At 66.1% G+C, this 24,190-nt stretch carries 20 protein-coding genes; 11 read left to right on the top strand and 9 right to left on the bottom strand.

The genetic code is table 11. From position 1 onward, the window contains the following. Positions 1-117: 117 nt before the first annotated feature. The 3 genes from QX124_RS17105 to QX124_RS17095 all read right to left on the bottom strand — a co-directional run bounded on the left by QX124_RS17105 (position 118) and on the right by QX124_RS17095 (position 5,401). On the bottom strand, positions 118-951 hold the full coding sequence (locus QX124_RS17105; RefSeq protein ID WP_315797771.1) for a hypothetical protein: 834 nt from the start codon (positions 949-951) through the stop codon (positions 118-120). A gap of 152 nt (positions 952-1,103) precedes the next feature. Then, on the bottom strand, positions 1,104-4,625 hold the full coding sequence (locus QX124_RS17100) for a hypothetical protein (RefSeq protein WP_315797770.1): 3,522 nt from the start codon (positions 4,623-4,625) through the stop codon (positions 1,104-1,106). 188 nt (positions 4,626-4,813) lie between these two features. Beyond that, positions 4,814-5,401, bottom strand: coding sequence for a PadR family transcriptional regulator (locus QX124_RS17095; protein WP_315757610.1), 588 nt, complete (start codon positions 5,399-5,401; stop codon positions 4,814-4,816). 137 nt (positions 5,402-5,538) lie between these two features. Between QX124_RS17095 and QX124_RS17090 the strand changes: the two genes are divergently transcribed. The 4 genes from QX124_RS17090 to QX124_RS17075 all read left to right on the top strand — a co-directional run bounded on the left by QX124_RS17090 (position 5,539) and on the right by QX124_RS17075 (position 11,519). Further along, the gene (locus tag QX124_RS17090) at positions 5,539-5,937 is read left to right on the top strand and encodes a nuclear transport factor 2 family protein (protein ID WP_315735843.1); all 399 of its coding nucleotides are present in this window, start codon (positions 5,539-5,541) and stop codon (positions 5,935-5,937) included. A gap of 128 nt (positions 5,938-6,065) precedes the next feature. Next, the gene (locus QX124_RS17085; RefSeq protein ID WP_315797769.1) at positions 6,066-7,856 is read left to right on the top strand and encodes an acyl-CoA dehydrogenase C-terminal domain-containing protein; all 1,791 of its coding nucleotides are present in this window, start codon (positions 6,066-6,068) and stop codon (positions 7,854-7,856) included. Positions 7,857-7,943: 87 nt separating this feature from the next. Continuing rightward, a complete protein-coding gene (locus QX124_RS17080; RefSeq protein ID WP_315797768.1) occupies positions 7,944-9,152 on the top strand; it encodes an acetyl-CoA C-acetyltransferase in 1,209 nt (402 codons plus the stop codon). Positions 9,153-9,305: 153 nt separating this feature from the next. Beyond that, positions 9,306-11,519, top strand: a complete 2,214-nt coding sequence (locus QX124_RS17075; protein WP_315735850.1) for a 3-hydroxyacyl-CoA dehydrogenase NAD-binding domain-containing protein — start codon at positions 9,306-9,308, stop codon at positions 11,517-11,519. Positions 11,520-11,847: 328 nt separating this feature from the next. On the opposite strand, the gene gstA is transcribed toward QX124_RS17075, so the two are convergent. Then, complete coding sequence (gstA, locus tag QX124_RS17070) at positions 11,848-12,462, bottom strand: glutathione transferase GstA (protein WP_315797767.1); 615 nt, start codon at positions 12,460-12,462, stop codon at positions 11,848-11,850. A gap of 148 nt (positions 12,463-12,610) precedes the next feature. Here gstA and QX124_RS17065 point away from each other — a divergent pair, with 148 nt between their 5' ends. The 3 genes from QX124_RS17065 (at position 12,611) to QX124_RS17055 (ending at position 15,479) form a co-directional block, all read left to right on the top strand. Beyond that, positions 12,611-13,099: a helix-turn-helix domain-containing protein gene (locus tag QX124_RS17065; RefSeq protein ID WP_315735855.1), complete on the top strand. Its 489-nt coding sequence runs from the start codon at positions 12,611-12,613 to the stop codon at positions 13,097-13,099. 96 nt (positions 13,100-13,195) lie between these two features. Beyond that, on the top strand, positions 13,196-14,566 hold the full coding sequence (locus QX124_RS17060; protein WP_315797766.1) for a glutamate--cysteine ligase: 1,371 nt from the start codon (positions 13,196-13,198) through the stop codon (positions 14,564-14,566). Positions 14,567-14,816: 250 nt separating this feature from the next. Beyond that, positions 14,817-15,479, top strand: coding sequence for a PAN domain-containing protein (locus tag QX124_RS17055; RefSeq protein WP_315784842.1), 663 nt, complete (start codon positions 14,817-14,819; stop codon positions 15,477-15,479). 96 nt (positions 15,480-15,575) lie between these two features. On the opposite strand, the gene QX124_RS17050 is transcribed toward QX124_RS17055, so the two are convergent. The 4 genes from QX124_RS17050 to tldD all read right to left on the bottom strand — a co-directional run bounded on the left by QX124_RS17050 (position 15,576) and on the right by tldD (position 18,786). Next, positions 15,576-16,145, bottom strand: a complete 570-nt coding sequence (locus QX124_RS17050) for a nucleotidyltransferase family protein (protein ID WP_315797765.1) — start codon at positions 16,143-16,145, stop codon at positions 15,576-15,578. Between the two features lie 76 nt (positions 16,146-16,221). Then, complete coding sequence (locus tag QX124_RS17045) at positions 16,222-16,560, bottom strand: MmcQ/YjbR family DNA-binding protein (RefSeq protein ID WP_315797764.1); 339 nt, start codon at positions 16,558-16,560, stop codon at positions 16,222-16,224. Between the two features lie 13 nt (positions 16,561-16,573). Continuing rightward, complete coding sequence (gene lepB, locus QX124_RS17040) at positions 16,574-17,365, bottom strand: signal peptidase I (protein ID WP_315757600.1); 792 nt, start codon at positions 17,363-17,365, stop codon at positions 16,574-16,576. Next, positions 17,362-18,786 carry a metalloprotease TldD gene (gene tldD, locus QX124_RS17035; protein ID WP_315735865.1) on the bottom strand — a complete coding sequence of 475 codons (1,425 nt, stop codon included), beginning with the start codon at positions 18,784-18,786 and terminating at the stop codon, positions 17,362-17,364. The genes lepB and tldD overlap by 4 nt, the downstream gene beginning before the upstream one ends. 84 nt (positions 18,787-18,870) lie before the next feature. Between tldD and QX124_RS17030 the strand changes: the two genes are divergently transcribed. Next, complete coding sequence (locus QX124_RS17030) at positions 18,871-19,371, top strand: GNAT family N-acetyltransferase (RefSeq protein WP_315735867.1); 501 nt, start codon at positions 18,871-18,873, stop codon at positions 19,369-19,371. Positions 19,372-19,457: 86 nt separating this feature from the next. Here the strand turns inward: QX124_RS17030 and QX124_RS17025 are convergent, their stop codons facing one another. Next, a complete protein-coding gene (locus QX124_RS17025; protein ID WP_315797763.1) occupies positions 19,458-20,087 on the bottom strand; it encodes an invasion associated locus B family protein in 630 nt (209 codons plus the stop codon). Between the two features lie 480 nt (positions 20,088-20,567). Here QX124_RS17025 and coxB point away from each other — a divergent pair, with 480 nt between their 5' ends. The 3 genes from coxB to QX124_RS17010 all read left to right on the top strand — a co-directional run bounded on the left by coxB (position 20,568) and on the right by QX124_RS17010 (position 24,184). Continuing rightward, positions 20,568-21,404: a cytochrome c oxidase subunit II gene (gene coxB, locus QX124_RS17020; RefSeq protein WP_315784764.1), complete on the top strand. Its 837-nt coding sequence runs from the start codon at positions 20,568-20,570 to the stop codon at positions 21,402-21,404. 69 nt (positions 21,405-21,473) lie between these two features. Then, complete coding sequence (ctaD, locus tag QX124_RS17015; RefSeq protein WP_315735873.1) at positions 21,474-23,087, top strand: cytochrome c oxidase subunit I; 1,614 nt, start codon at positions 21,474-21,476, stop codon at positions 23,085-23,087. A 158-nt stretch (positions 23,088-23,245) separates the two neighbouring features. Next, positions 23,246-24,184 carry a heme o synthase gene (locus tag QX124_RS17010; RefSeq protein WP_315797762.1) on the top strand — a complete coding sequence of 313 codons (939 nt, stop codon included), beginning with the start codon at positions 23,246-23,248 and terminating at the stop codon, positions 24,182-24,184. The last annotated feature ends 6 nt before the right edge of the window (positions 24,185-24,190 follow it).

The raw sequence follows: 24,190 nt of genomic DNA, 5'->3' as shown, positions 1-24,190 counted from the left end.
GCGCATGCAAAGCAGGACGCCGGGCTCCTGCATAACCGAAAATGGGAGCGAAGGGATCAGTCATTCCCGCCCAAAGTGACATCCACCGGCGCCGAGCGTGGGGGTCTGGGCGCTCCGTCAAAGGGCCTTGAGCGGCGCGGTCACCAGCCTCATGGCCTCGGCATCGCTCGGATCGAGCCAGCGGATCTCGCGGGTCTGCGACATCGCCTCGATGACCTGCGACGATACGCCCATGCGTGTCATATAGCCGAGGATGGCGCCGGTCACGCGCTGGGTGTCGGCGACCGCGTCGGCGCCACGGGCCTCCGACGTGAAGCGGTGCACGCCGAGCGCCGAGCCATCGAGGTCATAGCGGGTCTGCCCGCCGGCAAAGGCGAACACGCAGGCGCTGGCGCAGAAGCCCGGACGGATGCGGCCGGAATTGTCGGCCACGCCGACGGCGGTGGCGAGTCCGTGAGCGCGGATGATCTCGCCCATCAGCACTCCCTGGTCGAGGTTGCCGCCGGGCGAGGACAGCAGGATCAGGTCGCCCGGCTTGAAATGGGCCTCGCTGATCCGCTCGCGCAGCCAGCCGGCCGCCGCGGGTCCGATGGGGCCGCTGACGGCGAGCACGGTGCGCCTGTCGCCCAGCCCGGCAAGCGCGGGGTCGGCGACCAGCGCCGCCGACAGACTCGGCGAGATGTATTGATCCTTCCAGAACGACCAGGCGTCGGGTCGCGACAGGTCGCGGTAGGCGCGAATGCCCCCGCCGAGTAGGATTGCAACGAAGAAAATGACGGAAGCCAGCCGACGCCATCGGAACGCCGCAGGATAGCCGTCGGTCACTTGCCGGATTGGTTGGCGAGGAGGCGGAGCGGGGGCGACGTTCGCCGTGGTCCGCGGCGGCACGCGGGGGCCCGTCGGCGACTGCAGGAAGCGCGCGCCGTCGTGTTGTTCGTTCCCCGCTGACACGCGTCGATGCTCCCTCGCGGCGCTCGTGATGATCCGCCGCGACAACCTATATCGATCGACCGCGCGACACTATGGCGGCGCGGTCGCAAGCCGGGAGGATTTTGCAGGCCGCGCGCGAGCGCTCGTCAGCCTGCCCAGAGAAATGCCCCTCGTCAGCGCAGCGCCGTCGCAGCCGCGCGCTTCGCCAGCGCCGCCTTGGCCGCGGCTGCCTTGGCGATCGCCTGCGTGCCATCCCAGCCGCCGGCGGGTGCCGGCACATTCACGGCGTCGTCGGGCTGCGGTTCGACCGTGAAGGTCTGGATCGCGAGCTTGGCCGCGGCGAGCGACTGGACATCGAGCCGCTTGGCGACATCGTCGCGCTTGCGCCCGGCATCGACGTCACCCTGCGCTGCGGCCAGGGTGAACCATTTGTAGGACTCGGCGAGGTTCTGTTCGACGCCGATGCCACGGGCATAGAGAATGCCGAGGTTGAACTGGCTGTCGGCGACGCCGCGCTCGGCGGCCTTGCGGAACCATTGCGAGGCGCTCTTGTAGTTCGCGCCCTTGCCGCCGCCGTCGGCATCCAGCACGGCGAGATTGTGCATCGCCTTGGCGCTGCCGCGCTCGGCGGCGACGACGTAGTAGCGGCGGGCGATGTCGGCGTCCTTCTTCACGCCGAGACCCTTCTCGTAGAAGGTGCCGAGACGGAAGACCGCCGGGATCAGCCCCGCCTGTGCCGCGCGGTCATACCACTTCGCGGCTTCCTCATAGTTCGCCGCGACACCCTTGCCCTCGGCAAAGCGCACGCCGACCTCGTAGGCGGCGGTCGGATCACCCTTCAGAGCGGCGTTGCGCAGCGCCAGTCCGCCGATGGCATCGGGCAGCTTCTCGGAGGCGGGCACCTGCACCAGACCGAGCTTCTGGCCGTTGGCGGCGGTTGGGATCGTGCCGGTGACATCAGTGGGGACGGCAGCGGGTACCGTGGCCGGCTTTTCGACGTCCTGCGGGATCGCGAGCATCGCGATCGTCTCCGCTTCGCTCGGCATGGCCCGGTTGTAGGACTGACGGTCGATCGGCGTCGGCGACGTCAACGACGGCACGCTCTGGTCGGGCGTCGTCGGCCGCGGCGACAGGCCCGGCGAGGCCGACGGCATCTGCGCCCGGGGCGCCTCGCCCTGGGTTTCCATCGGCGAGATCGGCGGCGGCGTGCTGCCGCTGTCGAGCAGCGACATCGCAAATTTGAAGGTGCCGAGCACGATCACCACGACGCTGGCACCGACCAGCAGCGAACGGATCTTCGACCCGATGGTCGAGACCTCCTCGTCACCCTCAGCGGTGAGAGCGAACGTCGGCTTGTCCTTGGGTTTGGCCTTGGGCTTGGCGACGTCGCTGGCGACTTCCTTGACGACGTCCTTGGGCGGCTCCTTGGCCTTCTCCTTCGGCTTGTCCTTCTTCGCCTTCTTGGCGTCAACGGGCTGTGCAGCCGCCGCGGCCTGCGCCGCGCGGCGCGCAGCCGCGATGAAGCTCGACGTCGACACCGGCTCCCGCTTGCCGGCGGGAAGCTCGCTCAGCGCATCCTCGGACGCGGCGATCCGCTCGGCGGGCGATGCGGTCCGGCCAGGCGGACGGGTGCCCGGTTCAAGCGGATGATCCGGTGGCAGCTCGGGGACGATGATGGTCGCGCGGGGCGCCTGTGCCGCGTGCGGCTCCAGGATGTCGGCGATTGCCTTCGGCGGAATCGGCGGCGGCATGGCAGCCGCCGGCGCCTGAGCGGCGTGGAAGTCGCGCGAGGCGGCCGCGAACGCCTGTTGACCCGCGGCCGGAGCGACAATCTGTCCCGCTGGCTGCTCGGCCGCCGGATTGGGCAGCTCCGGCCGGTAGGCAGGCTCTGGCCTGGCCGGCTCGGCATGGGCCTGGGGCGCCGGCGCGCGTGCAGCCGGCATCGGCGACTCGATTGGCGGTGCCAGCGGCGGCAGCGCGGCCGGCGGGCCCGCGGTGGCGCGCACATTGCGCAGGTCGCCTTCGATCATGGCGAGGCGGTCGACGACGTGCCCCAGCGTGTTGTGGACGGCCTCGAGCGAGTCCTGGGTGTTGCGGTCGGTCTCGGTCTGGCTGAAGCGGATGTCGGACAGCTCGCGCTTGACCATGTCGATCAGGCCGCCGTCCTGCGACGTTTCGCGCTGCGACCGGCTCTCCGCCAGCGCTGCGAATGTCGCCTGCTGCCGTTCGAGATAGCGCAGGATGTCCTGCAGGCCGTCCTCGACGCGGGTCATGTTGCCGCCGCGCGGGTCGTTGGCGGCCTCGAGCCGCTCCAGCAGATAGCTGATCCGCTGTTCGAGATGGGTGATCGCCGATGAGCCGTCGTTGCCGACCTGCAGGCGGTCGATGCGGTCGGACAGGCCGCGCAGCGCGTCCTCGATCTGGGCGGTGTTGTCGCGCGCTGCCGGCGGCGGCTCGCGGCTCTCCAGCGTCGAGGTCAGCGCGGCGATGCGCTGTTCGAGCGCCGCAAAGGAATCATGGAACGACTCGTGATTGTCGCGCGCCTGCGTGACCTGGTCGACCTTCGACGACAGCTGCCGAAGATCGTCCGACAGCCGTTCCAGGGCGTCGTTGGAGGCGACATTGGCGACGATCGCACGCAGCGCCGCGATGGCGCTTTCGAGCTGCTGCACGGTGCCGGGGTCGTCATTGGCGCGCAGGATCAGGTCGAGCTTGGCGCCGAGATTGCGGATCGCCTCGTCATAGACGGCGAGCTGCTCGGCAGGCTTCAGCGAGCCGACGACCTCGCGGATGTCGGTCAGCGCGCGCTCGATCCCGGCCAGTGCCTGGCCGTCGACGCCGGTGTTGCGGTTCTCGTCGATGCGGCGCGACAGCGAGCGAATCTCGTTCTCGATCGACTCGATCGCCCGGCGCGGCATCGCCTCGGTGATGGCGTGACGGATCTCGGAGAGCTCGTTGCGGAATCCGGCGATCGACTGCTCGATGCCGTCCTCGGGGCGATGCAGCGCCTCGATCTGGCTCGTGATCTTCAGCAGATGGCGTTCGAGCAGCGAGAAATCGGGCGTGGGGGCGGCCGGTTGCGGCGGCGTCAGCGGCGCGCTGATCGGGGTCATCAACGGCGCTGCTGCGGATGCCATGGCAGGCGCGGTCGGCGGCGCCTGGTGCGGCGGCAGCGGGCGCGCATTGTCGAGCTCGCTCTGGCGGGCGCTGATTTCAGCGACGGCCACGTCGAACGAACCCGCGCTGAGCGGCTGGGCGGGCCGGTAGAGCTGCGCAGCGGCGCGCTCGACGCCGTCAGGACCACGATAGCGGTCTTCGGTGTCCGGCTTGCGCAGCGGCGTCGAGATCTGTGACAGGCGGGCGTCGAGCCGCGAGATCGCATCGTTCAGCTGACGCGCGACGCCCTGCTCGTCGCGTGGCGCATCCTTGCGCGCGACGGGGCGCGACATCTGCTCGATCTGCCGTGCGATGGAGTCGAGCCGCTGGTGGATGTCGGTCACCTCGCGGGCATCGCGGCTGGCGGTCGGCGTGCTGCGCGGCGCGTGGCTGCCACGGAAGTCGGGCGGGGTAGATGCGCCGAGCGTGGAGTTGATCCAGTCGTTCAGCGTCATGCCGGCGCGTTGCGCCGCGGCCTCGGCCCTTTCACGGACGGACGGGTCGATGCCTTCATTACTCCACGGTACGCGCGAATTCATGTCTCGTCCGGTTCCGCTTCCAGCGCTCCACCAAGCGCCTCCAGCCTCTCCACGCGTCCCGGACATGAACATGAACGGGTCCGCGCAGATCGTCTGCTCCAGGTCCCGACTTTTGACTTTTACGGTAAATAACGCGTTAAGTTTACCGCCGGCGCGGTCAGAAGTTTTGCCCTATCGAACGGCGGGTATCAGCCGGCATTTTCACGCGATGATGGATCGAGCGATCGTGCGCTGCTGGCGCCGGATATCGTCGAGAGCGCGGTGATCGCTTCCTCGCACCATTCGGCCACCATGCGTTCGTGGCGCAGGCCGAGACGCAGGTTGAGGAGCTTGCCCATATCGGCCGGGGCCACGTTGCCGTCCGCATAATGCTTCTTGAGGATGCGATCGTAGCGCTCGGCGCGGTCGCGATGATGCTCGAGCCGCGCCATCAGGTCGGCCCGGATCGGCCCGATGTCGGCGGCGCCCAGTGCATAGAGCCGGACGAGAAGATCGTCCTTCGTCGAGGCCGGCGTGCTCGGCCGCGCCGCCCAGCTGCGAAACGCCGCGCGGCCCTCCGCGGTCAATGTGTAGACCAGCTTGTTGGGCTTGCCGGTCTGCACCACCTCGCGACCCTGGATGTAGCCGCGGTCGCGCAGCCGCGACAGCTCGCGGTAGATCTGCTGGTGGTCCGTCTTCCAGAAGAAGCCGATCGAGGAATCGAACGTCTTGGCGAGCTCGTAGCCCGTCATCGGATGTTCGGTGAGGCAGGCGAGGATGGCGTCGCCGAGGGCCATGGCCGGAAACTGCTCCCGTTTTTCTGATCGTGTTCTGCCCCGCTCCACGCTTGACATTATGCACATTGGCGCATATGCGTCAATGTGCATATGGGGTGGTTGTGGTGCTGGCCTGTTCCGCCCTGAGGAGACGCCCAATGACAATGACCGGCCTCGATGGATGGTACGGCTATATGAGGTCTCACGATCTCGGCGCGCTGCGGGAGCTGCTGCACCCGGACGCCGTGTTCGAGAGTCCCGTCGTGCATACGCCGCAGCGCGGCCGCGACATCACCTTCAAATATCTCGCGAGTGCTGAGAAAGTCTTAGGCGGTCCCGGATTCAAGTATGTCGGGGAGTGGCGTAACGCCACGGGCGCCGTGCTCGAATTCGAGAATGAGATCGAGGGCATCAAGCTCAACGGCGTCGACATCATCACCTTCGATGACGCCGGCCGCATTACCCATTTCAAGGTCATGGTGCGGCCGCTCAAGGCCATCAACCTGCTGCACCGCCTGATGGGCGAACAGCTGGCCGCGATGAGCAAGCCGTCGTGATGTGACCGACAGCCGCAAACGAATGGCTGCCGCAAGCTCTTAGAAGTCGCTACAGTCCGCGGCCAGCATTGCCTGCCGCGTCCGCACAATTTCAGTCTGAAACTTCAGCCTTCCTGCCGGAGACGCCGATGCCGATCTACAAAGCCCCCGTGGAAGATGTCACCTTCCTGCTCAACGACGTGTTCCAGATCGACCGCTACGACAATCTGCCGGGCTTCTCCGATGCCTCGGCCGATGTCCGCGAGGCGATCCTCGGCGAGGCCGCCAAGCTCGCCGAAGAGGTGCTGCACCCCCTGAATCGCGTGGGCGATCTCGAAGGCTGCAAGCGCCATGACGACGGCAGCGTGACCACGCCGAAGGGCTTCAAGGAGGCCTACAAGCAGATCGTCGAGGGCGGCTGGCTTGGCCTGTCGGCGCCGACCGAATATGGCGGGCAGGGCCTGCCGGTGACATTGAGCCAGACCGTCAACGAATTCCAGTGCTCTGCCAACATGGCGTTCTCGATGTATGGCGGCCTCACCATGGGCGCCACCGCCGCGCTGATCGTGCATGGCAATGAGGAGCAGAAGAAGACCTACGTGCCGAAGATGGTGGCGGGCGAGTGGACCGGCACCATGAACCTCACCGAGCCGCATTGCGGCACCGATCTCGGTCTCTTGCGCACCAAGGCGGTGCGCCAGCCCGACGGTAGCTTCAAGATCTCCGGCACCAAGATCTTCATCTCGGCCGGCGAGCACGACTTGGCCTCCAACATCATCCATCTCGTGCTCGCCCGCATCGAGGGCGCGCCCGCCGGCATCAAGGGCGTGTCGCTGTTCGTGGTGCCGAAATTCATGGTCAATCCGGACGGCACCGTCGGCGCGCGCAACGGAGTGACCTGCGGATCGATCGAGCACAAGATGGGCATCCACGGCAACTCGACCTGTGTGATGAACTACGACAACGCCAGCGGCTGGCTGATCGGCGAAGAGAACAAGGGCATGCAGGGCATGTTCGTGATGATGAACGAGGCCCGGCTCGGCGTCGCCGTGCAGGGGCTCGCGCAGTCCGAGGTCGCCTATCAGAACGCGGTCGCCTATGCGCGCGAGCGCATCCAGGGCCGCTCGCTGACTGGGCCCAAGGCGCCCGACAAGGCCGCCGATCCGATCATCGTGCATCCCGACGTGCGCCGCACCTTGCTGTCGATCCGCGCCTTCAACGAGGCCGCCCGCGCCATGGTCGTCTGGACCTCGCTGAAGAGCGACGTCGCGCACCGCTCAGCTGACCCGAAGGACCGTCAGGCGGCCGACGATCACATGGGCCTGATGACCCCGGTCATGAAGGGCTACATGACCGACATGGGCTTCGCCAACGCCGTTCAGGCGCAGCAGATGTATGGCGGTCACGGCTACATCGCCGAGCACGGCATGGAGCAGTTCGTGCGCGATGCCCGCATCGCGATGATCTACGAAGGCGCCAACGGCATCCAGGCGCTGGATCTCGTCGGCCGCAAGCTGCCGCGCGACGGCGGCCGCGCCGTGATGGCGTTCTTCGCCGAGGTCGGCTCCTTCGCCAAGGAGCAGGGCGGCAATGATGCGATGAAGCCGTTCGTCGCTCCGTTGTCGACCGCGCTCGGCCATCTGCAGCAGGCCACGACCTGGCTGATGCAGAACGCGATGACCAAGCCGGACAATGCCGGCGCCGCCGCGACCGACTACATGCATCTCTTCGCGCTGGTCACCTTCGGCTACATGTGGGCGAAGATGGCCAAGGTCGCGCAGGACAAGATTGCGGCCGGCGACAGCTCGACCTATCTGACCACGAAGCTGATCACGGGCCGCTTCTTCATGGAGCGCGTGATCCCTGAGACGGCCGCGCATCTCGCCCGCCTGCAGGCCGGCTGTGCGACCGTGATGGAGCTGCCGGCGGAAGCCTTCTGATGCTGTGGCGGGAGCCAGTGCGCCGCTCGCGCGCCGGCTACCGTCGAACACCAACAACAACGAATCCGATCAGATGAGGAGGGCGTGATGCCTGAGGCCTTTATCTACGACCACGTGCGTACCCCCCGCGGCCGCGGCAAATCCGATGGCAGCCTGCATGAGGTGACCGCGCTCGCGCTCGCCACGGTGCCTTTGAAGGCGCTCAAGGACCGCAACAACATTCCCGAGGACGCGGTCGATGACGTCGTGCTCGGCGTGGTCGATCCGGTCGGCGAGGCCGGCTCGGACATCGCACGTTTCGCCGCGCTGAATGCGGGTCTCGGCGACGCCGTCCCGGGCATTCAGATCAGCCGCTTCTGCGCCTCCGGCCTCGACGCCGTGAATTTCGCCGCCGCGCAGATCATGAGCGGCCAGCATGAGCTGGTCATCGGCGGCGGCGCGGAGTCGATGAGCCGCGTCGGCATCGGCGCCTCCGGCGGCGCCTGGCCGATGGACCCGTCGATGGCGGTGCCGGCCTACTTCATGCCGCAGGGTGTCTCCGCCGATCTGATCGCGACGAAGTACGGCTTCTCGCGCGACGATGTCGACGCCTACGCCGTGCAGAGCCAGCAGCGCGCCGCCAAGTCCTGGGAGGAGGGCCGTTTCAGCAAATCGGTCGTTCCGGTCAAGGACATCAACGGCCTGACCATCCTCGCCAAGGACGAGCACATGCGCCCGTCGACGACGATGCAGTCGCTGGCGCAGCTGCAGCCGTCATTCGCGGCGATGGCGCAGATGGGCGGCTTCGATGCGGTGGCGATCCAGTCGCATCCGGAGATCGAGCGCGTCAACTACGTGCATCACGCCGGCAACTCCTCGGGCATCGTCGACGGCGCCGGTGCGGTGCTGCTCGGCAGCAAGGAGGCCGGGGCGAAGTATGGCATGAAGCCGCGCGCGAAAATCCGCGCCTTCGCCAATATCGGCTCGGAGCCGGCGATGATGCTGACCGGCCCGGTCGACGTCACCGAGAAGCTGTTCGAGCGCTCCGGCATGAAGACCTCGGACATCGACCTGTTCGAGCTCAACGAGGCGTTCGCCTCGGTCGTGCTGCGCTACATGCAGGCGTTCGAGATCGACAAGGACAGGATCAACGTCAATGGCGGCGCCATCGCGCTCGGCCATCCGCTCGGCGCCACTGGCGCGATGATCCTGGGCACCGTGCTCGACGAGCTCGAGCGTACCGGCAAGGCCACCGCCCTGGTCACGCTGTGCATCGGTGGCGGCATGGGCACCGCGACCATCATCGAGCGGGTGTGATCGATCTCAAGACGTAGGGTGGGCAAAGCGAAGCGTGCCCACCGTCTTTCGTCATCGACACCGTCGGTGGGCACGGCGCAAGGGCGCCTTTGCCCACCCTACGATTTCAGGACAACGCCGCGCCGACCGGCTGCAGGCACGAGGGAGCACCACATGGCCTTCAAGAACTTCAAGCTCGAAACCGATGCCGACGGCATTGCGCTGATCACCTGGGACATCCCGGGACGTTCGATGAACGTGCTGGACGAGACCTCGGCGATCGAACTCGAGACCATCGTCAAGGAGACCACTGCTGACGCCGCCATCAAGGGCGTCGTCATCACCTCGGCCAAGGAGGCGTTCTGCGCCGGCGCCGACCTGTCCATGCTCGAGGGCATGAACCGCTCCTATGCCGAGGTGCTGAAGGGCAAGGGCGAGGAAGCCGCCAACCAGATGCTGTTCGACAACAGCCGGCGCTTCTCGCAGATCTACCGGGCTATGGAAACGTCGGGCAAACCGTGGGTCGCCGCGATCAACGGCCTCGCGCTCGGCGGCGGCTTCGAGCTGACCTTGGCCTGCCATCACCGCGTCGCGGCCGAGAACCCGAAGACCCGTCTCGGCCTGCCCGAGATCAAGGTCGGCCTGTTCCCCGGCGCCGGCGGCACCCAGCGCGTGCCGCGCATCGTGCAGCCGCAGGACGCGATGAACCTGCTGTTGAAGGGCGAGGCGCTGACGCTCGACAAGGCCAAGGCCTTGAAGCTGGTCGACGCCATCGTTCCGGCGGCTGACCTCATCAAGGCCGCCAAGGACTGGATCAAGGGCGGCGGCAAGGCCGTTCAGCCGTGGGACGAGAAGGGCTTCAAGCTGCCGGGCGGCCCGGTGTTCTCGAAGAACGGCATGATGATGTTCCCGGCCGGCAACGCCATCTACCGCCGCGAGACCTACGACAACTATCCGGCCGCGCGCGCGATCATGAGCTGCGTCTATGAGGGCCTGCAGTTGCCGATCGACGCCGCGCTGCGCGTCGAGTCGCGCTACTTCGCCCACATCCTGCGCTCCAAGGAAGCCGCAGCGATGATCCGCAGCCTGTTCCTGTCGATGCAGGAGTTGAACAAGGGCGCGCGTCGTCCGGCCGACGTGCCGCCAAGCAAGCTGAAGAAGATCGCCGTGATCGGCGCCGGCTTCATGGGCGCATCCGTCGGCTACGTCTCGGCGCGCGGTGGCCTCGAGGTCGTGCTGATCGACCGCGACCAGGAGAGCGCCGACAAGGGCAAGGCGCATGCCCAGAGCGTGGTCGATGGTCTGGTCAAGAAGGGCCGCGCCAAGCCGGGCGAGGCGGAGGCGATCATGGGCCGCATCACCGCGACCGCCGACTACGCCGCGCTGAAGGATTGCGACCTGGTCATCGAGGCCGTGTTCGAGGACCGCAAGGTCAAGGCCGAGACCTACGCCAAGGCGCAGCAGCATCTGAAGGACGGCGCGATCTTCGCCTCCAACACCTCGACCTTGCCGATCACCTCGCTGGCCGAGGAGTTCAAGGACCAGGGCCGCTTCATCGGCATCCACTTCTTCTCGCCGGTCGAGAAGATGATGCTGGTCGAGATCATCATGGGCAAGGCCACCGGCGACGTCGCGCTGGCGACCGCGCTCGACTATGTCCGCACCATCGGCAAGACGCCCATCGTGGTCAACGACTCCCGCGGCTTCTTCGCCAACCGCTGCGTGATGCGCTACATCGCCGAGGGCAACGAGATGTTCCTCGAAGGCGTGCCGCCGGCGATGATCGAGAACGCGGCCAAGATGGCCGGCATGCCGGTTGGCCCGCTGTCGCTGTCGGACGAGGTCGCGCTCGATCTCGGCCTCAAGATCATGAAGGCGACCGAGCACGATCTCGGACCCAACGCGATCAACCAGGACCACAAGAAGCTGATGGTCGAGCTGGTCGAGAAGCAGGGTCGCTTCGGCCGCAAGAACGCCAAAGGCTTTTACGACTATCCCGAGAAGGGCAAGGGTCAGAAGAGCCTGTGGCCGGATCTCGCCAAGCTGCAGCCCAAGCATCTCGATCCCGACACGCTAGACGTCGAGGAGCTGAAGCAGCGCTTCCTGGTGGTGCAGGCGGTGGAGGCTGCGCGCACCGTCGAGGACCACGTCATCACCGACGTGCGCGAGGCCGATGTCGGCTCCATCCTCGGTTTCGGCTTCGCGCCGTTCACCGGCGGCACGCTGTCCTACATCGACTTCATGGGCACGAAGAAGTTCGTCGAGCTGTGCCACAAGTTCACAGAGAAGTACGGCTCGCGCTTCGCCCCGCCGAAGCTGCTGGAAGAGATGGCCGCCAAGGGCGAAACCTTCTACGGCCGCTTCCCGCCGAAGAAGGCGGCGGCTTGACGATTGCGGGCTGCCTGATGAGTCTCGATAGCACCGCATCGACGGTGCGCTCCCCTCCCCCTTGCGGGGAGGGGTCGGGGGTGGGGGTCTCAGGAAAAGGTCTCACAGTCCTGGAGACATCCCTCGCCGCGCCGGCCTTTTTATCACGAGCGTAGTCTGCAGAGGGGATAGCGTCCGTCCTGCGTTCTCGCGGTCGCGATGGAGCACGCAGGTCGGTGGACTCAGCGGGAGTCATCGTGTGGACCCCCACCCCCGACCCCTCCCCGCAAGGGGGAGGGGAGCTCACCGGCTTCGTGGCGTCGCAATCGCTTCGGTAAGAAGCAATCGCTCACCCCGCCTTCATCAGCCCTTCCTTCGTCAGCGCCTCCTGCACCTTCGGCCGCGCGGCGACGCGGTTCTTGTAGGCCACCAGATTCGGCATCGCCGACAGGTCGAACTTCATCCGGTCCGCCCAGGTCAGGATGGTGAACAAATAGCCGTCGGCCACCGTGAACTGCTGGCCCATCAGGTAATCGCGCCCGGCGAGCTGGCCGTCGATATATTTGAACTTGCTCATCACGCGGTCCTTGAAGAACGCCTTGGCGTCGTCGGCCAGCGCCGGCGAGAACATCGGGCCGAAATTCTTGTGCAGCTCCGAGGTGATGAAGTTCAGCCACTCCAAGAGCTTGTAGCGCTCGCCGCTGTCGCGCGCCGGGGCGAGGTTCTTGGTCGCCGCCCGGTCGGCGATCATCTGGACGATGACCGGGCCTTCGGTCACGATCTCGCCGCTCGGCAACCCGAGCGCTGGCACCTGGCCCTTCGGATTGACCTTGAGGTAATCGTCGCCATTTTCCAGGGTCTTGGCGCGCAGATCGACCTTGACGAGATCGTAGGGCAGGCCGGCCTCGAGCAGGGCGATGTGGGGCGAGAGCGAGCAGGCGCCGGGTGAATAATAAAGCTTCATTGGGTATTCCCTCCGTGAGACCATCGTCGTGGTTGGAACCGATCGCGGCGTCACACCCGCCCTTACATGCACTTGCATGGAATAGTCAAGATTGATGCAGGTGCATCGAATGCGCTAGAACGAGGACCTGAAGGATACGAGCCGGCCCATGAAACGCAAACCATCGACCGAGGCGACCGCCGCCTGGATCCGCCTGATGCGGGTCCAGAGCCGGGTGCTGGACTGCGTCGAGCAGGAGCTGAAGAAGGCCGGTTTTCCGCCGCTCGCCTGGTATGATGCGCTGCTGGAGCTGTCCCGGGCCCCCGCGGGCGAGCTGCGCCCGGTCGAGCTCGAGCGGCAGATGCTGATCCCGCAATATTCCACTTCCCGGCTGATCGACCGGCTGGTCGAAGAAGGTCTGGTCGTCCGGCGCGAATGCAAGATGGACAAGCGCGGCCAGTTCGTCGAGATCACCGAGGCCGGACGCGAGCTGCAGAAGCGGATGTGGTCGGCCTATTCCGCCGCGATCGAGAAGCATGTCGGCTCCAAGCTGTCGGATACCGACGCCGCCAAGCTTTGCATGCTGCTGGATCGGCTTGGCTGCTCCTGTGGTCAGGCCGCTCCGTTGGCGGCTGGAGAGGGCGCGGCGACCCGATGAAGCATCCGTTCCCATTCACATCCGCGGCCCCCTGGGGTCCGCGGCCTTTCCTGTCACCACGCGCGACCCTCGAAGCGCTTCTGAACCGAGACTCCCATGGCGCGTGACCAGATCGATATGACCCCGCTGCAGTCGCGCGACGAACTGGTGGCGTGGCTCGCGGCCGGCGTGAAGCCGCCGTCCGCCTTCCGCATCGGGACCGAGCACGAGAAGACGCCGTTCACGCTCGACGGTCTCCGCCCGGTCCCTTACGAGGGTGCGCGCGGCATCGGCGCGCTGCTCGAAGGCATGAAGCTCCTGCTCGGCTGGGAGCCGATCATGGAGCGCGGCAACATCATCGGGCTCTATGATGTCACCGGCGGCGGCGCCATCTCGCTGGAGCCCGGCGGCCAGTTCGAGCTGTCGGGCGCGCCGGTCGAGACCGTGCACCAGACGCATGCGGAACTGATGGCGCATCTGGCGCAGGTACGCGAGATCGCAGCTCCGCTCGGCATCGGCTTTCTCGGCTTGGGCATGACGCCGTCCTGGTCGCGCGCCGAAATTCCGGTGATGCCCAAGGGCCGCTACAAGATCATGACCAGCTACATGCCGAAGGTCGGCCGTTACGGCCTCGACATGATGTACCGGACCTGCACCGTTCAGACCAATCTCGACTTCTCCTCCGAAGCCGACATGGTCAAGAAGCTCAGGGTCTCGGTGGCGCTGCAGCCGATCGCGACCGCACTGTTCGCCAATTCGCCATTCACCGAAGGCAAGCCGAACGGCTTCCTGTCGTTCCGCTCCGAGATCTGGCGCGACACTGACAATCAGCGCTCGGGCATGATCCCGTGGGCGTTCGAGGACGGCATGGGCTTCGAGCGCTGGGTCGACTACGCGCTCGATGTTCCCATGTATTTCGTGAAACGCGAGGAGACCTATATCGACGTCTCCGGCACCTCGTTCCGCGACTTCTTCGAAGGCAAGAACCCGGCGATGCCAGGCGAGCGTCCGACGCTGTCGGATTGGGCCAATCACCTCTCGACGATCTTCCCGGAGGTGCGCCTGAAGCGCTATCTGGAAATGCGCGGTGCCGACGGTGTGCCGTGGGGCCGGCTGCCGGCGCTGCCGGCGTTCTGGGTCGGCCTGCTCTACGACGACGTCAGCCTCGACGCGGCCTGGGACCTAGTCAAGACCTGGACCGCGTTCGAGCGCCAGAACCTGCGCGACGACGTGCCGCGCCTCGGCTTCAAGGCGCGTATTCGCAATCGCTACGTGTTCGAGATCGCCAAGGAATGCCTCACCCTGGCGCATCTCGGCCTGCGCCGGCGCGGCCGCATCGACCATCTCGGCCGCGACGAGAGCCGCTATCTCGAGCCGCTCGACCAGATCATCGATTCCGGCCGCTCGCCGGCCGAGGAGATGCTGGAGAAGTTCGACGGCCCGTGGGGCGGCTCGGTCGAGCCGGCCTACGACGAATATGCGTTCTGATCGGAACGGCTGAGCCTGCGACCGCCGCAGGTTCGCTGCGCCGCCTGCTCCACGTTGAGGCGGTTGGCGGCTTGGGTCCGCTGTTTTTTGTTGCGATTTGTGTCCCAGGTTCGATTCAGCGCCTGGGCGCCGCTGCGTTGCCTTCCGCTGCTCCCACCGGTCCGAGCCGTTCATCCGCCATACAGGTTCGTGGCGATCAAATGACTGCCTAAAAACTCGCAAGAAAACTCGAACATTAACAATGGGTCGGATGGTTCAGCGGCGGCGCGTGGGGCGCTTCATCGGGGCATGGCTGAGGGCACTGGCGTGCCTGTTCGCGGCTGTGTGCCTGACGCCGGCTTCAGCCCAGACCTATTCCGATCGCCCCGGCGGCGACTATATGAGCGCGCCGATCACCTCCGGCGACCCGGCCGATTGCGCGCTGCTGTGCGAGCACGACCGGCGGTGCCGCGCCTGGAGCTTCAACTATCCGACCGTGATGGAAGCGGGTGCGGTGTGCTGGCTCAAGAACAGCGTGCCGGCGCGCGTGCCGGACAATTGCTGCGTTTCCGGTGTGCGTGGCGCGGGCGTCGTCGAGATCCGCAACGATGCGGTCGAGACGTCGATCGACCGTCCCGGCGGCGACTACCGCAGCTTCGACATCAAGACCACCGATCTGAAGGGCGGCGACAAGGCCGAGAAGGCCGCCGACAAGGGCGACAAGAGCAGCGGTGACAAGGCGGCGGACAAGAAGGAAGAGAAGGCCGCCGACGCCGAGGAGATCTGCAAGGCCGCCTGCACCGGCGACAACAAATGCCGGGCCTGGACCTTCTCGCGGCCCGGCTATGCCGGCAAGGAGGCGCATTGCTTCCTGAAGAAGGAGATCAAGCCGCCGCGGCGCCGCGCGGGGTTCACGTCAGGCGTGGTGCGATAGCGCGGGGCGACGAGGGCCGCTATTTTGCGGGCCGGCTATGGGACGGCAAACGAAGATGCCTGCGTCCCTGTCGTTTCACGTGTTGGTCCAACAATGTTAGTCTTCCGCGACGATCACGGTGATCTCAGGCCACAGTGCCTTCCAACGTTCCGCCTTGGCGATGTAGTTCGTCGCCGAGAAATTGGCCGTGTGGTTCGGCCGCACGATCATCTGCGCGATGTCACCGAGGCCCTTGGGCGCATAGAGCTCATATCCATCGGCGGCGGGGCGGAGCCCGACCTGCGTGTTGACGGTGAGAAACCGGTCGATTCCATCGGTTGATCGCGACACGGCGGAGTAGGGACGACCGTGCTTGGCGGGATACCAGAGATGGACGCGGGCCTGGTTGCGCACCTCCACCTTGGCTTCGATGTCATGGAGGCAGGATGTGATGCGCCGGATGACGGCGTCCTCAGCATCCCACGACGTATCCGGATCGAAATAGAAGATGTCGTAGTCGTTGATGCCGTGATCGATCGGACGGCCGGTCCGCACGTTCCAGACGCTCTGAGTCAGGCAGCCGGCGACGACCCAGGCATCGGGCACGGCCGTTTCACGCAGCACGCGCATGATCGCGGTGTTGACGGGGTTGCGCAGCGCGGCTGCGATGAATTCGTCTTTGGTCATGATGGTCGAAGGCATCAGAACATGGGTGCCGTCGACACGTTCAATACACGAGATGGAGAGCGGCGTGCAGCCCGTTTCAGCCGTGATCGAAGGCGGCGACGGCTCTCCTTGACGCCAGCGCCCGCCACTGCCGGCGCAACAGCGGCTCTGCGTCGGCGCGCTTCGCCTTTGACAGGCGCAGCAACACGATCGGATAGTCGCGGTAGTGATCGGTGAAATAGAACAGCTTTGGACGCGTCTCGACCAGCATCGCGCGTTCGTCCGGCGGCACGCCCGGAAGGACGAGGCTGTCCCCGTCCTCCTTCAGCCGCGCCAGCATCTTCTTGCGCACCTTCAGCGCGGGCGTCCCGTAGGACGTGCCGTCCTCGACCTCCGGCCATGTCAGCGCAAGCGCCCTGACATCGTCGAAGGTCACTGCCGCGGTCCGCTCAGCGCACCGCGGTGAAGAAGCGATCCAGCCGGAAGCCCGACAGCCAGGCCCAGACCGGCTGGTTCTTGAAGCCGAGGTCCCAGGAGCCGACCACGGCATCGGCGCGGCCCACGAGGTTGTCGATCGGCAGCAAGCCAACGCCGCCGTCGCGCAAGGCAACGCGGCTGTCGGCGGAGTTGTCTCTGTTATCGCCGAGCACGAACAGCTTGCCGGGCGGAACGGTCACCTCCGGGGTGTTGTCGAGCCGGCCGTTGTCGCGCATCTTGAAGATCAAATGCGACACGCCGTTCGGCAGCGTCTCGACGTAACGATAGGCCGGCTCGTTACGGCCGGTGTCGTCCTCGGCATCGCCGATGCCGTCCGGCTTCAGCGCGGCTGCCTGGCCGTTGATGTAGAGCTGGCCCTGGCGCATCTGGATGCGGTCGCCGGGCAGGCCGACGACGCGCTTGACCCAGGCCTGTGAGGTGTCGCCGGGCCAGCGGAACACGACGACGTCGCCCCGCTTCGGCGTTTCGCCGAACAGGCGGCCGGTCTCGGGCAGCGTGATCTGCATCGGCAGCGACGAGGTGCCGTAGCCATAGGGGAATTTCGACGCCAGCAGGGCGTCGCCGATCATCAGGGTCGGCTCCATCGAGCCGGACGGCACGTAGAACGGCTCGGCGATCGCGCCCTTGGCGACGAACACCACCATCACCACGGCGGCGAGTTGTGCAAGCTGACCGCCCCAAGTGGTTTCCTTGCGCACGGCCTTGGTTCCGATCTTGCTCGTGGACATCTTGTCGAGGCTCATCGGCCCGTGCCTCCAACGGTGATGCGATCCATGCGAAGCGTCGGCTGACCGACGCCGACCGGCACGCCCTGGCCGTTCTTGCCGCAGGTGCCGATGCCGGTATCGAGCGACAGATCGTTGCCGATCATGCTGATGCGGTTCAAATCCGTCGGGCCGTTGCCGATCAGCATCGCGCCCTTCACCGGCGCACCGACCTTGCCGTTCTCGATCCTGTAGGCCTCGGTGCACTGGAAGACGTATTTGCCCGAGGTGATGTCGACCTGGCCGCCGCCGAAATTGACGGCATAGATGCCGTTCTTGACGGATGCGATGATCTCGGCTGGATCGTGCTCGCCGGCCAGCATGTAGGTGTTGGTCATGCGCGGCATCGGCACATGCGCGTAGCCCTGGCGGCGGCCGTTGCCGGTCGGCGCCATGTTCATCAGCCGCGCGTTCTGGCGGTCCTGCATGTAGCCGACGAGGATGCCGTCCTCGATCAGCAAGGTACGGCTGGTCGGCGTGCCCTCGTCGTCGATCGACAGCGAGCCGCGGCGCGAGGCCATGGTCCCGTCATCGACCACGGTGACGCCCTTGGCGGCGACCGGCTTGCCCAGCAGTCCGGCAAAGGCCGAGGTCTTCTTGCGGTTGAAGTCGCCCTCGAGGCCGTGGCCGACGGCCTCGTGCAGCATCACGCCGGGCCAGCCGGCCCCTAACACGACGTCCATCTCGCCGGCGGGGGCGGGGACAGACTCCAGGTTGACCAGCGCCTCGCGCAGCGCGCCGTCGGCGGCCTCGCGCCAGGCTTTGGTCTCGATGAAGCGCGCATAGGCCTCGCGGCCGCCATAGCCCTTGCCGCCGCTCTCCTGGCGATCACCCTGGCCGGCGACGACGGAGATGTTCACGCGCACCAGCGGGCGGATGTCGCGATAGCTCTCGCCGTCGGGCCGCAGGATCTCCACGACCTGCCAGGTCGCGCCCAGGCTCACCGTCACCTGGCGCACGCGCGGATCCTTGTCGCGCAGATACGCGTCGATCTCGCCGAGCAGCTTGACCTTGGTTTCGAAGCCCGGGGCGTCCAGCGGATTGTCGTCGCCATAGAGCCGGACGTTAGTGTGCGGCGGTGCGCTCGCGAACGTGCCGGAATAGCCGCCCCTGACCGCGCTCACCGCATCGGCCGCGCGCATCAGGGCCGGCAGCGACACGTCGGAGGAATGGGCATAGCCGACCGCGTCGTCCTTCACCGCGCGCAGGCCGAAGCCCTGGCTGGTGTCGTAGGTCGCCTGCTTCAGCCGGCCATTGTCGAAGGTCAGCGCCTCAGTCTGGCTGTATTCGAAGAACAATTCGCCGTCATCGGCGCCGGCCAGGCCGCGCGCGACCTCGCTCCGGACCGCATCGCGATCCAGATTGGCGCGCTCGAGCAGGGAAGTGGTGGGAGCAGTCATATTTCAATCCGTTGTCGGAGCGTTCATTCCAAGATAGTTGTTTTGACGCCGGGGCGCGAGGGGCTGGATGATTACCGAACTGACATGGTTGAGATCGTTCCCATCACGTCCGCTCACATCGAGAGCTTCCACCGCACGCTCGATCATGTCGCGCGCGAGCGGCGCTATTTGTCGTTCGTGCAGGCGCCGCCGCTGGAGTCCACGCGCGCCTTCATTCTGAACAACATCCACGAGGGATATCCGCAATTCGTCGCTCTCTCGGCCGGGGAGGTGGTCGGCTGGTGCGATGTGACGCCCAAATCGGGGCCAATCGATGCCCGGATCGGGGTGCTCGGCATGGGCTTAATGCCGCAGTTCCGGCACCAGGGCCTCGGCAGGCGACTGATGGCGGCGGCGCTCGAGGCCGCGCGGGCGGCCGGCTTCTCGCGTGTCGAGCTCACGGTTTACCGCAGCAACACCAACGCTATCCGGCTGTACCAGAAGGCCGGATTCCTGCTCAAGGCGGTGCAGCCGCGGGAGCCCGGCGATGACGGGTTCGACAAGACCCTGCTGGTGATGGCGCTGGCGCTCGACGGCCCGCGCTGAGGCCGCGGCGCGCGCATTCAGACGCGCGAACTCACGGCTCGATCACGGCATCGTGCGCGGGAGGGGCCTGTCAATCGTGGCCAACGTCAGGGCAGCTTGTCGAAGCCTTCGGCCAGTCCGTTGAGGCTCAGCGGGAAGCCGATCCCTTCCTCCGGCGTCTCGAAGATGATGAAGGTCGCGGTCTTCGCCGTCTTGAGCTGGCCGAGCAGCTTGTCCTCCAGCACCACCTCGGCGACGCAGCCATTGGGCAGGCAGCGCACGAAGCCGGCGCGGCCGACGTCCTGGTTGTCGAGCTTCAGGCCGAGGCCGGAGGGCAGCAGCACGCCCAGCGGCGCCACCACGCGCATCAGCCGGCTCTTCTGGTCGGCGGTCTTCAGCATGATCACGGTGAGGCCGGCATTGGAGCGGTCCTCGGCCACGACGCTCTGGATCAGCGCGCACTGCTCGCTCTGCGCGCCCGGCGGCGTGTCGCAGCGGATCTGCCAGTCGCCATGCACCGAGCGCACCGCGCCCTGCGCCAACGCCGCGTGCGGCGCGCCGATCACCGTCGCGGCCATCAGCGCGATCGCCGTTGCTGCGGCGGAGGCCATTGCGGCGACACCCGTGAGTCGCGCGCGCACCGCGCTGAATCGGTACAAACGGCGCGAGTCATTCGCAGCTGGGGTCGACATGTCAGCTGTCCTGTCCGTTGAAACCCTGATCCGGGTCGGTGCCATGACAATTTCCTGTGGGTGATCTGCGCGTCCGACGCCATGATACGGCAATGATGGCGTCTTGAGGACAGCGTCACCGGCGTACGGCACGAAACGATACCAAATATGGCCGCACCCCAGTGGGCGCTGCCGCAGCGCCTCGCCGAATCAGCCTCGCAAACGGCCGTGTCCCGTTTGCCTACATCGCGCCGCACGCCTGTCAAGCGCCCGTTGCCCGCGAAATCACGGCATGCGGCAATCTCCCGGAAAATACGCCTGTCGCGACGAACAGCGCGGCGCGCGATATCCGGCGCAAGACTGCATTGCGATAGATCAAGAATTATGGTTTGAGAAGAAAGATTTCGTCATTCCAGTGAACTGGCCCAGGTGCTTTTCTATGCATCCGCCCGAAGGCCATTTGTCAGGAGAGCGGATCGAACGGCGCGCCGCCGCGTGAAGCGGGCGGTGCGCTGAGGGGGAAAGTTCTGAAGGGAGCGCGACGGCATGAAGATGTCGAAAGGCCAATTGAGCGCCTTGCTGGGGTTGGCTGTAACGGGCATGACGCTCGTGTCGGGTGGAGCGGCGTTTGCTGAAACGGGGCAGCCGGCGCCATGGGAAGTCAAGCTGCAGGAGGCTGCGACGCCGGTGATGGAGAACATCACCTGGTTCCACGGTCTGCTGCTGACGATCATCACCATCATCACGCTGTTCGTGCTGGCGCTGCTGATCGCCGTGGTGGTCAAGTTCAACGCGCGCGCCAATCCGGTGCCGTCGCGGACCACGCACAACACGCTGCTCGAAGTGGCGTGGACGCTGATCCCGGTGCTGATCCTCGTCACCATTGCGGTGCCGTCGTTCCGCCTGCTGTTCCTCGAGCTCGACGTGCCGAAGGCCGACCTCACGATCAAGGCGACCGGCAAGCAGTGGTACTGGAGCTACGCCTATCCCGACAACGGCAAGTTCGAGTTCGACTCGCTGATGGCGCAGGACAAGAAGCCGCGACTGCTGGCGGTCGACAATGAGATGGTCGTGCCGGTCAACAAGGTGATTCGCGTCCAGACCACCGGCGCCGACGTCATCCACTCCTTCGCCGTGCCGTCCTTCGGCATCAAGATCGACGCCATTCCCGGCCGCCTCAACGAGACCTGGTTCAAGGCGACCAAGGTCGGCATGTATTACGGCCAGTGCTCCGAGCTGTGCGGCAAGGATCACGCCTACATGCCGATCGCGGTGCGCGTCGTGAGCGACCAGGAATTCACCGCCTGGGTCGAGGACGCCAAGAAGAAGTACGCGAGCGCGCCCGCGAGCACCTACGCGTCGGCTGCGGGCATATCGCAGTAACGCACGGGGACGAGCGCTTAGGATTGAGGGCCGCCTCGCGCGGCCTACGGGGACACTGAGGATTGGACAATGGCGACGAACGCGACGACCCTGACCGGCCATGACGATCACGCGCACGACCATCCGACCGGATGGCGCCGCTGGATCTATTCGACCAACCACAAAGACATCGGCACGATGTATCTGATCTTCGCGGTGTGCGCCGGCATCATCGGCCTCGTCATGTCGGTCGCGATCCGCATCGAGCTGATGTATCCGGGCGTGCAGTTCTTTCACGAGAACCACACCTACAACGTGTTCGTGACCTCGCACGGCCTGATCATGATCTTCTTCATGGTCATGCCGGCGATGATCGGCGGCTTCGGCAACTGGATGGTGCCGCTGATGATCGGCGCGCCGGACATGGCGTTCCCGCGCATGAACAACATCTCGTTCTGGCTGCTGCCGGCCTCGTTCGCGCTGCTGTTGACCTCGACATTCGTCGAGGGCGAGCCCGGCGCCAACGGCGTCGGCGCCGGCTGGACGATGTATGTGCCGCTGTCGACCTCGGGTCATCCGGGACCGGCGGTGGATTTCGCGATCCTGTCGCTGCATCTCGCCGGTGCGTCGTCGATCCTCGGCTCGATCAACTTCATCACCACGATCTTCAACATGCGTGCGCCGGGCATGACCCTGCACAAGATGCCGCTGTTCGTGTGGTCGATCCTGGTGACGGTGTTCCTGTTGCTGCTGTCGCTGCCGGTGCTCGCCGGCGCCATCACCATGATGCTGACCGACCGCAATTTCGGCACCACCTTCTTCGATCCGGCCGGCGGCGGCGACCCGCTGCTGTTCCAGCATCTGTTCTGGTTCTTCGGCCATCCGGAAGTGTACATCCTGATCCTGCCCGGCTTCGGCATGATCAGCCAGATCGTGTCGACCTTCTCGCGCAAGCCCGTGTTCGGCTATCTCGGCATGGCCTACGCCATGGTCGCGATCGGCGGCATCGGCTTCGTGGTGTGGGCGCACCACATGTACACGGTCGGCATGTCCTCGGCGACGCAGGCCTATTTCGTCGCCGCGACCATGGTGATCGCGGTGCCCACCGGCGTGAAGATCTTCTCCTGGATCGCCACGATGTGGGGCGGCTCGATCGAATTCCGCGCGCCGATGCTGTGGGCGGTGGGCTTCATCTTCCTGTTCACGGTCGGCGGCGTCACCGGCGTCGTGCTGGCGAATGCCGGCGTCGACCGCGTGCTGCAGGACACCTATTACGTCGTCGCGCACTTCCACTACGTGCTGTCGCTCGGCGCCGTGTTCGCCATCTTCGCGGGCTGGTACTACTGGTTCCCGAAGATGTTCGGCTACATGTACAACGAGACCATCGCCAAGGCGCACTTCTGGGTCACCTTCGTCGGCGTGAACCTGGTGTTCTTCCCGCAGCACTTCCTCGGCCTGTCGGGCATGCCGCGCCGCTACATCGACTATCCCGACGCCTATGCCGGCTGGAATCTGGTGTCGTCGATCGGCTCCTACATCTCGGCCTTCGGCGTGCTGATCTTCATCTACGGGGTCGTCGACGCCTTCATGCGCAAGCAGCAGGCGGCGAACAATCCGTGGGGACCGGGCGCGACGACCTTGGAATGGACCCTGTCCTCGCCGCCGCCGTTCCACCAGTTCGAGGTGCTGCCGAAGGTGCAGTGAGCCCGATCTTTCCGACGCGGCGCCCATCCGGCGCCGCGTCGATATCCGCCGGTGGTGCGCCCGATGGTTTGCCGGATGGAGTCTTGAATCGAGGTTCTGGCGCGCCCTGCGTCAGAGCCGTTTGAATTGAAGCCTGTGAATTGAAGTCTGGATTCGTCGTGTCGGTCATCGATCAGAACGCCATTGCCGTCGGCCCGCGGATTTCCGAGGCCGATGTCGGCGATTATCTCGCGCTCCTGAAGCCGCGGGTGATGTCGCTCGTGATCTTCACGGCGTTGATCGGCCTGCTGATCGCCCCGGGCCATTTCCACCCGGTGCTCGCCATCGCCTCGCTGCTGTGCATCGCGGTCGGGGCCGGGGCCGCCGGGGCGCTGAACATGGCGCTGGAAGGCGACATCGACTCGCTGATGTCGCGCACCGCCAACCGCCCGATCCCGCGCGGCCGCGTCACCCGCCAGGAGGCCCTCGCCTTCGGCATCACGCTGTCGTTCTTCTCGGTGCTGACGCTGGGCATCCTCGTCAACTGGTTCGCCGGCGCGCTGCTCGCCTTCACCATCTTCTTCTACGTCGTGATCTACACGCTGTGGCTGAAGCGCTGGACCGCGCAGAACATCGTCATTGGCGGCGCCGCCGGCGCCCTGCCGCCGGTGGTCGCCTGGGTTTCCGCCACCGGATCGATCGCGCCGGAGCCGCTCTGGCTGTTCCTGATCATCTTCTTCTGGACCCCGCCGCATTTCTGGGCGCTGGCACTGTTCCGCAGCGACGATTACGCCCGCGCCGGCGTGCCGATGCTGCCGGTGGTCGCCGGCCCCGATGCGACCCGGCTGCAGATCCTGCTCTACACGATCGTGCTGGTGGCGGTCGCGCTGGCGCCCTGGCCGCTCGGCTATTTCGATGCCGTCTACGGCGTCGTCTCGCTGGCGCTCGGCGCCGGCATGCTATGGCTCGCGATCGAGGTGTTCCGCAAGCGCGAGCGCAGCACCTCGCTGCGCGCCAACCGCAAGTTGTTCGCCTTCTCGATCCTTTACCTGTTCGCGCTGTTCGCGACGCTCGGGCTCGAAGCGGTCGCGCGCATGATCGCGCCGCTGATCTGGTAAGAGGCG

The sequence above is a fragment of the Bradyrhizobium sp. SZCCHNRI3043 genome (assembly GCF_032377735.1).
In the GTDB taxonomy this organism is placed as follows: domain Bacteria; phylum Pseudomonadota; class Alphaproteobacteria; order Rhizobiales; family Xanthobacteraceae; genus Bradyrhizobium.
This window is presented reverse-complemented; position numbering and strand designations above follow the sequence as displayed.